General features: G+C 73.1%; 14 protein-coding genes. 5 read left to right on the top strand and 9 right to left on the bottom strand.

Annotated features, from left to right (window positions below; genetic code table 11):
- Positions 1–30 precede the first annotated feature (30 nt).
- The 3 genes from DBP14_RS31720 to DBP14_RS31710 form a co-directional block, all read right to left on the bottom strand.
- Positions 31–696, bottom strand: a complete 666-nt coding sequence (locus DBP14_RS31720; protein WP_129310991.1) for a response regulator transcription factor — start codon at positions 694–696, stop codon at positions 31–33.
- Positions 693–1922 (bottom strand): sensor histidine kinase, encoded by a 1230-nt coding sequence (locus DBP14_RS31715; protein ID WP_164992447.1) that lies wholly within the window; start codon positions 1920–1922, stop codon positions 693–695. The genes DBP14_RS31720 and DBP14_RS31715 overlap by 4 nt, the downstream gene beginning before the upstream one ends.
- An 82-nt stretch (positions 1923–2004) precedes the next feature.
- On the bottom strand, positions 2005–2703 hold the full coding sequence (locus DBP14_RS31710) for a TetR/AcrR family transcriptional regulator (protein WP_129310987.1): 699 nt from the start codon (positions 2701–2703) through the stop codon (positions 2005–2007).
- A gap of 131 nt (positions 2704–2834) precedes the next feature.
- Here DBP14_RS31710 and DBP14_RS31705 point away from each other — a divergent pair, with 131 nt between their 5' ends.
- A complete protein-coding gene (locus DBP14_RS31705; protein WP_129310985.1) occupies positions 2835–3872 on the top strand; it encodes a medium chain dehydrogenase/reductase family protein in 1038 nt (345 codons plus the stop codon).
- Between the two features lie 37 nt (positions 3873–3909).
- Here the strand turns inward: DBP14_RS31705 and DBP14_RS31700 are convergent, their stop codons facing one another.
- Positions 3910–4602: a TetR/AcrR family transcriptional regulator gene (locus DBP14_RS31700; RefSeq protein WP_129310983.1), complete on the bottom strand. Its 693-nt coding sequence runs from the start codon at positions 4600–4602 to the stop codon at positions 3910–3912.
- A 146-nt stretch (positions 4603–4748) separates the two neighbouring features.
- Between DBP14_RS31700 and DBP14_RS31695 the strand changes: the two genes are divergently transcribed.
- The gene (locus DBP14_RS31695; protein WP_129310981.1) at positions 4749–5204 is read left to right on the top strand and encodes a nitroreductase/quinone reductase family protein; all 456 of its coding nucleotides are present in this window, start codon (positions 4749–4751) and stop codon (positions 5202–5204) included.
- Positions 5205–5228: 24 nt separating this feature from the next.
- Here DBP14_RS31695 and DBP14_RS31690 read toward each other — a convergent pair whose 3' ends face one another.
- Positions 5229–6470: a geranylgeranyl reductase family protein gene (locus DBP14_RS31690; RefSeq protein WP_129310979.1), complete on the bottom strand. Its 1242-nt coding sequence runs from the start codon at positions 6468–6470 to the stop codon at positions 5229–5231.
- A gap of 133 nt (positions 6471–6603) precedes the next feature.
- On the opposite strand from DBP14_RS31690, the gene DBP14_RS31685 reads away from it, so the two are divergent.
- From DBP14_RS31685 to DBP14_RS31675, 3 genes are all read left to right on the top strand, one after another.
- Positions 6604–7959 carry a dipeptidase gene (locus DBP14_RS31685; protein ID WP_129310978.1) on the top strand — a complete coding sequence of 452 codons (1356 nt, stop codon included), beginning with the start codon at positions 6604–6606 and terminating at the stop codon, positions 7957–7959.
- Positions 7960–8021: 62 nt separating this feature from the next.
- Positions 8022–8738, top strand: a complete 717-nt coding sequence (locus tag DBP14_RS31680; RefSeq protein WP_129310976.1) for an MBL fold metallo-hydrolase — start codon at positions 8022–8024, stop codon at positions 8736–8738.
- A gap of 10 nt (positions 8739–8748) precedes the next feature.
- On the top strand, positions 8749–9792 hold the full coding sequence (locus DBP14_RS31675; RefSeq protein WP_129310974.1) for a protein kinase family protein: 1044 nt from the start codon (positions 8749–8751) through the stop codon (positions 9790–9792).
- Here DBP14_RS31675 and DBP14_RS31670 read toward each other — a convergent pair.
- Genes DBP14_RS31670 through DBP14_RS31655 form a run of 4 tightly spaced genes read right to left on the bottom strand, consistent with a single transcriptional unit; the run spans position 9765 to position 13852 of the window.
- Positions 9765–10826: an oligopeptide/dipeptide ABC transporter ATP-binding protein gene (locus DBP14_RS31670; RefSeq protein WP_129310972.1), complete on the bottom strand. Its 1062-nt coding sequence runs from the start codon at positions 10824–10826 to the stop codon at positions 9765–9767. The genes DBP14_RS31675 and DBP14_RS31670 overlap by 28 nt on opposite strands.
- A complete protein-coding gene (locus tag DBP14_RS31665; RefSeq protein WP_129310970.1) occupies positions 10823–11968 on the bottom strand; it encodes an ABC transporter ATP-binding protein in 1146 nt (381 codons plus the stop codon). Before DBP14_RS31665 ends, DBP14_RS31670 begins: the two co-directional genes overlap by 4 nt.
- Positions 11965–12873 carry an ABC transporter permease gene (locus DBP14_RS31660; RefSeq protein ID WP_129310968.1) on the bottom strand — a complete coding sequence of 303 codons (909 nt, stop codon included), beginning with the start codon at positions 12871–12873 and terminating at the stop codon, positions 11965–11967. Before DBP14_RS31660 ends, DBP14_RS31665 begins: the two co-directional genes overlap by 4 nt.
- A complete protein-coding gene (locus DBP14_RS31655) occupies positions 12866–13852 on the bottom strand; it encodes an ABC transporter permease (protein WP_129310966.1) in 987 nt (328 codons plus the stop codon). The genes DBP14_RS31660 and DBP14_RS31655 overlap by 8 nt, the downstream gene beginning before the upstream one ends.
- Positions 13853–13935 lie beyond the last annotated feature (83 nt).

Genomic DNA, 13935 nt, shown 5'->3' with positions numbered 1-13935 from the left:
CGAGCCGCGCCACTCGGCCGAGCCCGCCACTCAGCCCAGCCAGCCGGGGCGCACGAGACCCGACTCGTAGGCGAGGACGACGAGTTGGGCGCGGTCGCGGGCGCCCAGCTTCACCATCGTGCGGCTCACATGGGTCTTGGCGGTGAGGGGGCTGACGACCAGGCGGCGGGCGATCTCCTCGTTGGACAGGCCGATGCCGACCAGGGCCATCACCTCGCGCTCCCGCTCGGTGAGACCGGCGAGGGCGTCCGCCGCCGCGGGTTCCTTGGAGCGGGCCGCGAACTCGGCGATGAGACGGCGGGTGACACCCGGCGACAGCAGTGCGTCACCCTGGACCACCGCCCGTACCGCGCGCAGCAGTTCGGCCGGCTCGGTGTCCTTCACCAGGAAGCCGGAGGCGCCGGAGCGGATCGCCTCGAAGACGTACTCGTCGAGTTCGAAGGTGGTGAGCATGACCACCTTCACGTCCGCCAGACCGGGCTCCCCGGTGATCTTCCGGGTGGCGGCCAGTCCGTCCAGCAGCGGCATGCGGATGTCCATCAGGACGACATCGGGCCGCTGTTCACGCACCGCGCGCAGCGCCTCCTCGCCGTCCGCGGCCTCCCCGGCCACCTCGATGTCGGGCTGCGCGTCGAGCAGTGCCCTGAAGCCGGCCCGCACGAGCGACTGGTCGTCGGCGAGCAGTACCCGGATCACTGGTCCTCCCTGGTGTGCGACGGCAGTACGGCGAGCACCCGGAAGCCGCCGTCCGGGCGCGGGCCCGCCTCGATCGTGCCACCGAGCGCGGCGGCCCGCTCCCGCATTCCGGCCAGCCCGTTGCCGCTGCCGCCCGCGTCCGCCCCGGTCGCCGGACCGTCGTCGTCGACCAGCAGCCGCAGCCGGTCCCCGTCGTGCTCGAACCGCACGCGCGCGTGCCGGGAACCGGAGTGCCGTACGACGTTGGTCAACGCCTCCTGGACGATGCGGAACGCGGCGAGGTCGGCGCCGGGTGGCAGCCGGGGCGGCTCGCCCTCGACCCGCACGGTCAGTCCGGTGGCCGCCGCCTGCTCCACGAGTTCCGGCAGCCGGTCCAGGCCGGGTGCGGGGGCGCGCGGCGCTGCGCCCGGGGCGCGCAGGGTGTCGAGGACCTGACGCACCTCGCCCAGCGCCTCCTTGCTGGCGGCCTTGATGGTGGTGAGCGCCTCGCGCGCCTGCTCGGGGTCGCTGTCGAGCAGGGCGAGGCCCACCCCGGCCTGCACGTTGATGACGGAGATGCTGTGGGCGAGGACGTCGTGCAGTTCGCGGGCGATCCGCAGCCGTTCCTCGTCCGCGCGGCGCCGGGCCGCCTGGGCGCGGTCCGCGCGTTCGCGGGCCCACTGCTCGCGCCGTACGCGGGCCAGTTCGGAGATCGCGACGACGGCCAGTACCCAGGTGCCGACCACGACCTCCTGGGTGAGGGTCGCCGCCGGGTCGTCCGACGGCGGCAGCCATCGGTAGAGCCACACCGCGACGACGGCGTGGCCGGCCCAGAGCAGACCGACCGCGGTCCACGCGGCCCGGCGGTGCCCGGCGGCGACGGCGCTGACGCACGCCACGGCGACGGCCACGAAGACCGGGCCGTACGGATAGCCGGCGCACAGATAGACCAGGGTGGCCGCCGCGACGCCGAACACGACGGACACCGGGTGGCGCTGCCGCCACAGCAGCGGAAGCGTGGCGGCGAGCAGCAGGACGCGCGCCCAGCCGTCCAGGGGCTGGCGGTGCGTCTGCGCGTGCGCGGCGAAGTTCGAGCCGACGAGGACGAACGCGGTGAGCAGTGCGGTGGAGCGCCAGGGCCAGCGGGTGCGCCCCGGCGCCGGGCCGTCGGGGTGCTGCGACCACGGGGGGCCGTAGCGCCACCAGCGCGCGGGGCCGTGGCCGGACTGCTCTTCCATGACCGCCACGCTAGACGGCGGCGGCCCGCGCGGGCGTCAGCCGGGCGGGGTGATCACGGATACTCCCCGGGGAGTACGGCCGCCCGCGCCCTCAGCGCTTCCCCGTCAGCCCGGCGAGTTCGGCGCCGAACAGCAGCTCCGGGTCGAACTCCATGCCGGTGAAGTGGCCCGCCAGTTCCAGGGACAGGACTCCGTGCAGGCGGGTCCAGAAGGACAGGGCGCGGCGCAGGGCGGCGGGCGGCGCCGGGTGGTCGCCGGCCCAGCCGCGGTGCTCGGCGAGGTGGGACACGAGCGGGTCGCCGGGTTCGCCCGCGTCGCCGGGTTGGCCCGCCGCTCCCCCGGCTTCCGCCCCCTCCGTTTCGGCCCCGTCGGCCACGCACACGTCCAGCAGGGCCGCCATGATCTCCTGGGCGATGCCGGTGATGTCGTCGGGCGCGCGATACCCGGGGACCGGCGTGCCGTAGACGAGGAAGTAGCGCTGGGGGTCCGCCAGGGCCCAGCGGCGCAGGGCGTGCGCGAGGCCTGCCAGTCCCTCGCCGGTGTCGGCGGCGGCACGGAAGGTGCCGGCCAGGTCGCGGTAGGCGTCCCGGACCAGTTCGGTGATCAGGTCGTCCCGGCCGGCGAAGTACCGGTAGAGGGCCGGGCCGCTCATGCCCAGCTCCTTGGCGATCGCGTTGAGGGAGAGGCCCGACGCCCCGGCCGTGCCGATCTGCTGCCAGGCCCGCGCCTTGATCTCCTCCCGCACCTGGGTGCGGTACCGCGCACGGGGGCTCACGGGACCTGCCGCCATCGTGTTCACGCTCCTCGCCGTCACGTTATCGCTTGACACCAAGAGCATACACAGTCATGTTAGTTATAGGTTCTAACGCAAGCGAGGCTACCTAGCGGACAGGCGGTAGCCGGCTCTTCCCGGAGGTCGTCATGGAGAACAAGGAACTCGTCGAGGTCGTCCTGCCGGGCGTGGTCGAGCCGGAGGGTCTGCGGCTGCGCCGCCGGGAGGTGCCCGTTCCGGGTGTCGGACAGATAGTGGTCCGGATGGAGGCGACCGGGGTGTCCTTCGCCGAGCAGCAGATGCGCCGGGGCCGCTACTACGACCAGCCGCCCTTCCCCTTCGTCCCCGGTTACGACCTGGTCGGCACCGTCCTGACGGCCGGCCCCGGCGTCGCGCCCGGCCTCGTCGGCCGGCGGGTGGCCGCCCTGGTCAAGGTCGGCGGCTGGGCCAGTCACGTGGTGCTGGACGCGGCCGACGCGGTGGAGGTGCCGCCAGGGATCGGGGCGGTGGAGGCGGAGACGCTGGTGGCCAACGGGATCACCGCCTGGCAGATGCTGCACGGGAAGGCCCGTGTCCGTGAGGGAGGGACCGTCCTCGTTCACGGCGCCAACGGCGGCGTGGGCACGGTCCTGGTCCAGCTCGCCCTCGCCGCCGGGCTGCGGGTGATCGGCACGGCGTCCGCCCGGCACCACGACGCCCTGCGCGAGCTGGGCGTGACCCCGGTCGACTACCGCACGGAGGACGTCCCGGCGCGCGTGCGGGAACTGGCCCCCGGCGGGGTCGACGCGGTCTTCGACCACCTCGGCGGCCGCAGCGTCGTCGACTCCTGGCGGCTGCTGGCGCCCGGCGGGACACTCGTCTCCTACGGCAGTGCCACGACCCGGGACGACAGCGGCTCCAAGCAGTGGCCGGTGCTGAGGATCCTCGGCCGGGTGTGGCTGTGGAACGCGCTGCCCAACGGCCGGCACGCGTACTTCTTCAACGTGTGGGCGGGGCGCGCCCTCGGCAAGGACCGGTTCCGGGCCCGGCTGCGCGCCGATCTCACCGAGGTGTTCCACGCCCTGCAACGCGGCGAGGTGACGGCGCGCGTCGCCGCCGAGCTGCCGCTGACCGAGGTGGCGGAGGCGATGCGGCTGGCCGAGTCGGGGACGGTGGCCGGGAAGGTCGTCCTGGTTCCCGAGGCGTAGGGCGGTGCCGTCAGCCCACGGATGGTCCTGGCTGCCGTCACGGACGGGGCAGGCCCACCCCCTCGGCGAGCCGGGTGGCCGCGTGGCGGAAGAAGGGCTCCCGGTCCTCGACGATCCCGTGGAACTGGCCGAACAGCTCGAACCCGACCAGGCCGAACAGCTGGGCCCAGGCCGCCGCCAGGGCCACCGCGGCCTCGGGGGGCAGGCCGGGCGCGAGGTCGCCGGCCATCCGCTCGGCGTCGGGGCGCAGGTCGGCGGGCAGCGGCAGGTCGGCCAGCCCGGGGCCGAGGTGGGCGTCGCGGACGATGCCGATGAGGAGCAGGCCGACGCGGGCGGCGGCCGGAATCGTGGTCTCGGGGGCGGAGTAGCCGGGGACCGGGGAGCCGTAGATCAGGGCGTACTCGTGCGGGTGGGCGAGCGCCCAGCCGCGGACCGCCTCGCAGACGGCCGTCCAGCGGCCCATGTGGTCGGCCTCGGGGACCGTGGCGTGTGCCGCCTCGGCCGCCTCGCCGAGGGAGTCGTAGGCATCGATGATCAGCGCGGTCAGCAGGTCGTCGCGACTCGGGAAGTAGCGGTACAGCGCCGAGGAGACCATGCCCAGCGCGCGGGCGACCGACCTGAGGGAGAGCTTGGTGGCGCCGTCCGCCGCGAGCTGTCTGCGGGCCTCGTCCTTGATGGCGGCGGTGACTTCGGTCCTGGCCCGCGCGCGGGCGCCCTGTGCGCTGCTCATGCCGGCCAGTCTGCCACGGGGCAAGAGCGCTGCACACGAATGTGAGCAGCGCCCAAAAAAGAGAGCACTGCTCTTGCATTGAGACGCCGCCTCCCCCACACTGGAGTCGAGCGAGAGCACCGCTCTCCCAAACAGTGGGGGTCACCATGTCGTCGTCTACGCCGTACTACGTCAAGGGCAGCCCGATGAGCGTCCGCGTGAACGGGTTCGTCGGCTGGCTCGCGCGGCACGGGCTCAGCTTCGCCGGCAGCGCCGAACTGTCCGTGCGCGGCCGCAAGAGCGGCACGCCGCAGCGCATCCCGGTCAACCCGCTCAGCCACGACGGCGGGCAGTACCTGGTGTCGGCGCGCGGCTTGTCCCAGTGGGTGCGCAACATGCGCGTGGCCGGCGGCGGCGAGCTGCGGGTCGGACGCTCGGTCAGCCGGTTCACCGCCGTGGAACTGCCCGACGCGCAGAAGCTGCCGGTGCTGCGCTCCTACCTGGCGAAGTGGGGCTGGCAGGTCAAGCAGTACTTCCCGGGGGTGACGGCCGCGTCCTCGGACGAGGAACTGCTCGCGGCCGCCGCCGACCACCCGGTCTTCCGGATCACCGTCGGCGAGTGACCACCCGCGCCGGGGCTGCCGTCCTCAGGACGCGGCCGGGTCCTCCGCGGGAGCGGCCGGCCGCGGGTCCATCGCGGTCAGGGCACGCTGGGCGATGGGGTGGGAACGGACCAGTTCGCCGAGCGAGGTCGACCCCTGCGTGATGTCCCGGAACGCCCGCCAGGCCGGGCGGAAGCCGGTGAGGGCGGCGTGGAAGATGCCCGGGCGGCGCTCGAACACGGCCAGCATGCGCTTGCCGACGCTCATCTCGACGCCGAGCCCCGCCTTGATCGCGAACGCGTAGTTCAGGGCCTGGCGCCGGGCGTCCACCGCGTCGTGCGCCTCGGCGATCCTGACCGCCCACTCCCCCGCCAGCCGGCCCGAGCGCAGCGCGAACGAGATGCCCTCGCGGGTCCAGGGCTCCAGCAGGCCGGCCGCGTCGCCGCAGACCAGCACCCGGCCGCGGGACAGCGGCGAGTCGTCGGCACGGCAGCGGGTCAGGTGCCCGGAGGAGATGCTCGGCTCGAACCCGGCGAGGCCCAGCCGGGCGACGAAGTCCTCCAAGTACCGCTTGGTGGCGGCGCCTTCACCGCGCGCCGAGATCACCCCGACCGTCAGGGTGTCGCCCTTGGGGAACACCCAGCCGTAACTGCCGGGCATCGGGCCCCAGTCGATGAGCACCCGGCCCTTCCAGTCCTCGGCGACCGTCTCCGGGACGGGGATCTCCGCCTCCAGGCCGAGGTCGACCTGGTCCAGCTTCACGCCGACGTGGGCCCCTATCCGGCTGGCGCTGCCGTCGGCGCCGACGACCGCGCGGGCCAGCACCGTCTCGCCGCCCTGCAGCACCACGGCGACCGTCCGCCGGTCCGGCACCGCCGAGCCGTGCTGTTCGACGCGCTGCACGGTGACGCCGGTGCGCAGTTCGGCGCCGGCCTTCTGCGCGTGCTCCACGAGCTGCTGGTCGAACTCGGGCCGGTTGATCAGCCCGAACATCATCTGCCGGGAACGGCGGGTACGGGTGAAACGTCCGTTGTTCGAGAAGGTGACCGCGTGCACCCGGTCCTGGAGGGGCAGCTCGAAGCCCGGGGGCAGTGCGTCGCGCGAGGGGCCGATGATGCCGCCGCCGCACGTTTTGTAGCGGGGCAGCTCGGCCTTCTCCAGCAACAGCACCCGCCGCCCCGCGACCGCCGCCGCATAGGCCGCCGAGGCCCCCGCGGGACCCGCGCCCACCACGACGACGTCCCACACCCGCTGCACGTCGTCCGCCGAAGAGTTCTCGCCGCTCACGTTGGTCTACTGCTCCGATCAAGCCGCTGCCGCTACCTGTCCCCCGCATCCTACGGCGGCCGTCGTCACCGGCCGCTGTGGGAGGATCGGGGTACCTCACCAGTTCAACGTCGCACCTACGAGGAGCGTGCCCATGTCGTCGAATCCGGTCGCCGAGACCGTCGCCTCGCTGCTGCCCCGGGCGAAGGCGGAGCTGACCGAGCTGGTCGCCTTCCGGTCGGTAGCGGACTTCGACCAGTTCCCCAGGAGCGAGAGCGAGGGCGCCGCCAACTGGATCGTGACCGCCCTGCGCGCCGAGGGCTTCACCGACGTGGCCGTGCTGGACACCCCGGACGGCACCCAGTCGGTATACGGCTACCTGCCGGGCCCGGAGGGCGCCAAAACGGTTCTGCTCTACGCCCACTACGACGTGCAGCCCCCGCTGGACGAGGCCGGCTGGGCCACCCCGCCGTTCGAGCTGACCGAGCGTGACGGCCGCTGGTACGGCCGCGGGACCGCCGACTGCAAGGGCGGCCTGATCATGCACCTGCTCGCGCTGCGCGCCCTGAAGGCCGACGGCGGTGTCCCGGTCCACGTCAAGGTCATCGTCGAGGGCTCGGAGGAGCAGGGCACGGGCGGCCTGGAGCGCTACGCCGAGCAGCACCCCGGCCTGCTGACGGCGGACACCATCGTGATCGGCGACTCGGGCAACTTCCGGGTCGGCCTGCCCACGGTGACCACCACCCTGCGCGGCATGACCCTGCTCCGCGTGCAGGTCGAGACCCTCGCCGGCAACCTGCACTCGGGCCAGTTCGGCGGCGCCGCCCCGGACGCGCTGGCCGCTCTGATCCGGGTCCTGGACTCGCTGCGCGCCGAGGACGGCTCGACCACGATCGACGGTCTGGACGCCGGCGCCCGCTGGGAGGGCCTGGAGTACACCGAGGAGCAGTTCCGCGGGGACGCCAAGGTGCTCGACGGGGTCGGTCTGATCGGCGGCGGATCGGTCGCCGACCGCATCTGGGCCCGCCCGGCCGTCACGGTCCTCGGCATCGACTGCCCGCCGGTCGTCGGCGCCACCCCCTCGGTGCAGGCCGGGGCCCGCGCGCTGGTCAGCCTGCGGGTGCCGCCGGGCGTGGACGCGGCGGAGGCGACGAAGCTGCTCCAGGCCCACATCGAGGCGCGCACCCCGTGGGGCGCCCGGGTCACCACCGAGCAGATCGGCCAGGGCCAGCCCTTCCGCGCCGACACCTCCAGCCCGGCCTACCAGGCGATGGCCGACGCGATGGCGGTCGCCTACCCGGGCGAGACCATGCAGTACGCCGGCCAGGGCGGCTCCATCCCGCTGTGCAACACCCTCGCCGGCCTCTACCCGCAGGCCGAGATCCTGCTGATCGGGCTGAGCGAGCCGGACGCGCAGATCCACGCGGTCAACGAGAGCGTCTCCCCCGAGGAGCTGGAGCGGCTGTCGGTCGCCGAGGCCCTCTTCCTGCGCAACTACGCCGCGAGCTGAACCCTTCTGCCACGGGCAGAGCGCCCTCGCCGCCCGGCGGGGGCGCTGCCTACGGTCGGCGCATGGACGTCATCCAGCTCCGCCCCCGCCTCCACCTCCTGCGCTTCACCGTCGGCCAGGCCTATCTCTGGCACGACGACGACGCGCTGACGCTGATCGACTCCGGGACGATCGGATCGGGCCGGCCGATCGCCGACGCGATCGCCTCGATGGGCCGCTCGCCCAGGGACGTACGGCGGATCGTGCTGACCCACTTCCACGAGGACCACGTCGGCGGGGCCACCGAACTGGCCGCACTCAGCGGCGCCGAGGTGTTCGCCCATCCCCGGGACGCGCCCTTCGTCACCGGCGAACTCCCGGGCCCGGAACCACGCCTGGAGGACTGGGAGCGGCCGATCCGGGCCGAGGTGGCCCGGCACCTGCCCCAGGGTGAGCCGACGCCTCTGGAGCGGGTCACACCCGTCACCGACGGCGAGGTGCTCGACTTCGGCGGCGGCGCCCGGGTGCTCCACGTCCCGGGCCACACGGACGGCAGCATCGCGCTTCTGCTCCCCGGCGAGGGCGTGCTGTTCACCGGTGACACGGTGGCCGCGTCCCCCGTCGACGGCTCCGTGATCCCGGGTGTGTTCAACCTGGACAAGGACCGACTCCTCGCGTCCTTCCACCGGCTGGCGGAGCTGGACGTGGACGTGGCGTGCTTCGGGCACGGTGAGCCGGTGGTGGGCGGGGCCGGGGCGGCCCTGCGGAAAGCGGCGGACAGGCGGGCCGCCGGGGGCTGATCATGGGGGCATGACCGCCAAGCGCTTCGCCGCCCACGCCCGGATCGCCTCCTCCCTCGCCCGGCTGGACGACCGCGAGCTGGCCGCCCGGCTGGCTCAGGCCGAGCCCCTCGGCACCGGCATCGGCGGCAGATCCGTACGGCTGACGGTGGACGATCGCCCGGTGTTCGTGAAGCGGGTGCCGTTGACCGACCTGGAGCGGCGGCCCGGCAACGAGCGGTCCACCGCCAACCTGTTCGGGCTGCCGCCGTACTGCCACTACGGCATCGGCAGCCCCGGCTACACCGCCTGGCGCGAGCTGGCCGCGCACACGCTGACCACCGCGCACGCGCTGAACGGCGGTTTCCCGGGCTTCCCGCTGCTGCACCACTGGCGCGTGCTGCCCGAGGAGCCCCAGCCGCTGCATGGTGAACTGGCCGACGTGGAGCGGGCGGTGGCCTACTGGGGGCCCGAGGCACGGGCGCGCGTCGAGGGGCTGCGGTCGGCCTCCGCTAGTCTGGCGCTTTTCCTGGAGTACCTCCCGCACAGCCTGGGCGACTGGTTCGGCGCCGAACTCCGCTCGGACCGGGCCGACGCGGCCTGCCTGCGGGTGGCGCGGGGCCTGACCGCGCTGACCGACGCGCTGCACGCCCTGGGACTGCTCCATCTCGACGCCCACTTCGACAACATCCTGACCGACGGCCGCGCCCTGTACCTCACCGACTTCGGGCTCGCTCTCGGTTCCGGGTTCCGACTGGACGACGCGGAACGGCAGTTCTTCGGCCGGCACCGGGACTACGACCGCGTCTACACCGCCAACCACCTGGTCATCCGGCTCGCCGCCGAGCTGTACGGGTACGGCCGGGAGGAGCGGGACGAGCACGTCCGGGCCTGGGCTTCGGGTGTCCGCCCCGAGGGAGTCCCCCCGGCCGCCGCCGATCTGCTGGCCCGTCTCGCGCCGCTCGCCGTGATCATGGGTGACTTCAGCCGGCGGCTGGTGCACGACAGCCGGCTGACCCCGTATCCGGAGCAGGAGCTGCGCCGCGCCTACAACAGCTCGATGCTCTCGGCGTAGTGGCAGGCCACGGGGTTGCCGCCGCCCCGGTCGACCAGCGCCGGCACCTCTTCCACGCAGGCCGTGCGCTCGGACTCGGTGAGCTGCTGGGCGAACTTGGGGCAGCGGGTGCGGAAGCGGCAGCCGCTCGGCGGACGGACCGGGCTCGGCACGTCGCCCTGGACGATGATCCGCTTCCGGGCGCGTTCCTTGCGCGGGTCGGGCAGCGGGATCGCGGACACCAGGGCCTGGGTGTACGGGTGCGCGGGACGGGCGAAGAGCCGCCGGGCCGGGGCGATCTCCACGAGCCGGCCCAGGTACATCACCGCGACCCGGCCGGCCACATGCCGCATCACCGACAGGTCGTGCGCCACGAACAGGAAGGACAGGCCCAGTTCGCTCTGCAGGTCCATCAGCAGGTTGAGGACGCCCGCCTGGATCGACACGTCCAGTGCCGAGACCGGCTCGTCCAGGACGACCACCTTGGGGCGCAGGGCCAGCGCCCGGGCGATGCCGACCCGCTGGCGTTGCCCGCCGGAGAACTCGTGCGCGAAGCGGTTGCCGTGCTCGGGGTTGAGGCCGACCAGCCGCAGCAGCTCCCGCACCTCGCCGGCGCCGTTCGGGCCGTAGCGGCCGTGGATGCGCAGGGGTTCGGCGACGATCTCGTGCACGGAGATCCGGGGGTCCAGGGAGGCGTACGGGTCCTGGAAGACGATCTGCAGCTCGCGGCGCAGCGGCCGCATGCGGCGCCTGCTCAGCTCGGTCAGCTCGTGTCCGCCGTAGCGCACCCGGCCCGAGGTGGCGCGCTCCAGGCCCAGCAGCGTGCGGGCGACCGTGGTCTTCCCGGAGCCGGACTCCCCCACCAGGCCCAGGGTCTCGTTCTCGTACAGGTCGAAGGAGACGCCGCACACGGCGTGCACGTCGCCGACACGGCGGCGGATCACGCCGCGGGACATGACCGGGAAGTGCTTGACGAGGTCGCGGACCTGGAGGACGGGTGCGCCGGTACCGCCGTGGCCGGGCAGCGGCGGCAGGAGCGCGGCGGGCGCGGTCATGCGGGGTCCTCCTCGGTGCCGGTGCCGGTGCCGGTATGGGGGTGGGGGCGGGGGCGGGGGCGGGTCACGGTGGTGTCGGCGAAGCGGGCCAGCGCCTCGGCGTCGGCGCCGGCCGCGTCGAAGACCTCGCCGGCTCCGGTGCCGGCCAGCTCGTCGGCGAAGTGGCAGGCGCTGAGGTGTGCGGTGGACCCGGCCGGGCGCAGCGCGGGCTCGGTGCTGTCGCAGACGTCCCGGCGCATCGGGCAGCGGGGGGCGAAGGGGCAGCCGGGCGGCAGGCTGAGCAGGGAGGGCGGGGAGCCGCTGATCGGGGTCAGGCGCTCCTCCTCCCGGTCGAGGCGGGGCAGGGAGCCGAGCAGGCCCAGGGTGTAGGGCATGCGCGGGGTGTAGAAGATGTCCTCGACGGCGCCGGTCTCCACGACGCGTCCCGCGTACATCACGGCGACCCGGTCGGTGTGGCCGGCGACCACGCCGAGGTCGTGCGTGATGAGGACGAGGGCGGCGCCGGTCTCGGCGCGGGCGGTCTCCAGGGCGTCGAGGATCTGGGCCTGCACGGTGACGTCGAGGGCGGTGGTCGGCTCGTCGGCGATGATGACGTCGGGGTCGTTGGCGATGGCGATGGCGATGACGACGCGCTGGCGCATCCCGCCGGACATCTCGTGCGGATAGCTGTCGACGCGCCGCTCGGGGCCGGGGATGCCGACGGTGGCGAGGAGTTCGACGGCGCGTTCGCGGGCGGCGCGGTTCGTCAGGCCGGGCCGGTGCCGGCGCAGGGTCTCGGTGATCTGGTAGCCGACGGTGTAGACGGGGTTGAGGGAGGTCATCGGGTCCTGGAAGACCATGGCGATGCCGCTGCCCCGGACGTCGGAGAGCCGGTTGTCGGAGAGTCCGAGCAGTTCCCGGCCGTCGAACCGGACGGAGCCGCCCACCCGGGCCGTGCGGGGCAGCAGCCCCATCACGGCGAGGGCGGTGACGGACTTCCCGGAGCCGGACTCGCCGACGATGCCGAGCGAGTCGCCCCGCTCCAGCCGGTAGCCGACGCCGCGTACGGCCCGTACGGTTCCGTCCTCGGTCGGGAACTCGACGCTGAGGCCGGTCACGTCGAGGATCGCGCCGGACTCTTCTCCTTGGCCGATGACGGTCACTGTCGCACCCTTTGCTGCCGGGGGTCGAAGGCGTCGCGCAGCCCGTCGCCGATGAAGTTGATGGTCAGGGCGATGGCGATGATGAAGGCGCCGGGTATATAGAACAGCCAGGGCCGGGTGTCGACGGCCGTCTGGGCCTGGGCGACCAGCAGGCCGAGGGAGGTGTCGGGCGGCTGGACGCCGAACCCGAGGAAGGACAGGGCGGTCTCGGTGAGGATGCCGGTGGCCACCAGGACCGTGGCGTTGACGATGATCGGGCCTAGCGCGTTGGGGAGCAGGTGCCGGAAGATGATCCGGGCGTCCGAGGCGCCGAGCGCGCGGGCGGCCTCCACGAACTCCTTCTCGCGCAGCGACAGCACGGTGGAGCGCACCACGCGGGAGACGTAGGCCCAGGTCAGTCCGGCGATGACCAGGGCGATCCAGTACCAGGAGCCGCCGCTGCGGGAGGAGATGACGAGGGCGATGGCGAGCAGCGGCAGGGTGAGCACCAGGTCGGCGATCCGCATCATCACCGCGTCGACGAGGCCCCGGTAGAAGCCGGCGACCGCGCCCCACACCGCGCCGAGCACGGTGGAGCCCAGCGCGATGAGTAGGGCGATCTTCAGCGAGGTCTGGGTGCCCCGCATCACCTGCGCGTAGGAGTCGTACCCGGTGGCGTTGGTGCCGAACGGGTGCTTGAGGGACGGGGGCTGGGAGTTGTCGGGGGTGTACTTGCCGTACGAGTAGTGCCACAGGTGCGGCCCGATGAACGCCCACAGCAGGATCAGCAGGAACACGGCGAGGCTGATCATGGCCGCCCGGTGGCGCAGGAAGCGGCGGAGCACGAGCTGGGTCTGGGTGCGCTGCCGTACGGTGAACTCGCTGTCCACGTGCCCCGGCTGGGTGCTCTCCTCGGTCTCAGTCATAGCGGATCCTCGGGTCGAGTACGGCGTAGAGGAGGTCGGCGACCAGGTTGAAGCCGATGACGACGACGGCGGACAGCAGCAGCCAGGCCATGGTCCGGTAGACATCGACGGTGGTCGCGGACTGGACGAGCATCTCCCCCATGCCGTGCCACTGGAAGATCGTCTCGGTGACGACGGCGCCGCCCAGGATGATCGCGATGTCGAGGGCGGTGACGGTGGCCAGCGGGATGAGGGCGGTGCGCAGCGCGTGCCGGACGAGGACGCGACCCCGGCGCAGTCCCTTGGCGCGGGCGAGGCGGACGTAGTCGCTGTCCATCACCTCCAGCATCGAGGCGCGGGTGTAGCGCGTCCAGGAGGCGAAGGAGACCAGGGCGAGGGTGATGGTGGGCAGGACGAGGTGCCCGATGCGGTCGGTGAACGCGTTCCAGAAGGTGTCGGATTCGAGGTACGGCGACTTCTCGCCGATGGTGCCGAGGAACTGGCTGCCGGTCTGTTCGTTGAACCAGATGCCGGCCTGTTTGAGGAGTACGGCGAACCAGAACACCGGCATGGCGAGGAACAGGAAGCCGAAGAAGGTGATGGTGTAGTCGGCGGCGCTGTACTGGCGCAGCGCGCTGAACACGCCGAACAGCACGGCGAGGACGAGCGCGATGAGCATCGCGGCGGCCACGAGGGTGACGGTGACCCGGAAGCGGGTGAACAGGTCGTGGCCGATGTCCAGGTTGGGCTGTACGGAGGGGCCCCAGTCGCCGTGCAGCACTCCGGTGATCCAGTTCCAGTAGCGTTCCACGGCCGGCTGGTCGGCGTGCACGTGCCGGGCGAACGCGGCGACGGCGGCCTTGCTGGGGGCGGGCTGCCGCGAGGTGGCGAAGTTGGCGACCGGGTCGCCTGCGTTGATGACGACCAGGAACACGATGAACGTCGAGATGATCAGGACGGGTATGGAGACGAGGATGCGGCGCACGGTGTAGGCGAGCATGCGGTTCCTCCCTCGAACGGGCGGGCCGGGCCCCCCGTACGGCGACGGGGGCGCTGCTCCGGTCCCGGCCCCGGGGCTGCCGG

The organism is Streptomyces sp. L2 (genome assembly GCF_004124325.1).
Taxonomy (GTDB): Bacteria; Actinomycetota; Actinomycetes; order Streptomycetales; family Streptomycetaceae; genus Streptomyces.
This window is presented reverse-complemented; position numbering and strand designations above follow the sequence as displayed.

Bases quoted from the DNA above. Each gene is read 5' to 3' on its own strand.
- DBP14_RS31675 (WP_129310974.1), top strand. From the start codon at position 8,749: ATGACCGCCAAGCGCTTCGCCGCCCACGCCCGGATCGCCTCCTCCCTC.
- DBP14_RS31655 (WP_129310966.1), bottom strand. From the start codon at position 13,852: ATGCTCGCCTACACCGTGCGCCGCATCCTCGTCTCCATACCCGTCCTG.
- DBP14_RS31660 (WP_129310968.1), bottom strand. From the start codon at position 12,873: ATGACTGAGACCGAGGAGAGCACCCAGCCGGGGCACGTGGACAGCGAG.
- DBP14_RS31700 (WP_129310983.1), bottom strand. From the start codon at position 4,602: ATGAGCAGCGCACAGGGCGCCCGCGCGCGGGCCAGGACCGAAGTCACC.
- DBP14_RS31705 (WP_129310985.1), top strand. From the start codon at position 2,835: ATGGAGAACAAGGAACTCGTCGAGGTCGTCCTGCCGGGCGTGGTCGAG.
- DBP14_RS31670 (WP_129310972.1), bottom strand. From the start codon at position 10,826: ATGACCGCGCCCGCCGCGCTCCTGCCGCCGCTGCCCGGCCACGGCGGT.
- DBP14_RS31680 (WP_129310976.1), top strand. From the start codon at position 8,022: ATGGACGTCATCCAGCTCCGCCCCCGCCTCCACCTCCTGCGCTTCACC.
- DBP14_RS31695 (WP_129310981.1), top strand. From the start codon at position 4,749: ATGTCGTCGTCTACGCCGTACTACGTCAAGGGCAGCCCGATGAGCGTC.
- DBP14_RS31710 (WP_129310987.1), bottom strand. From the start codon at position 2,703: ATGGCGGCAGGTCCCGTGAGCCCCCGTGCGCGGTACCGCACCCAGGTG.
- DBP14_RS31685 (WP_129310978.1), top strand. From the start codon at position 6,604: ATGTCGTCGAATCCGGTCGCCGAGACCGTCGCCTCGCTGCTGCCCCGG.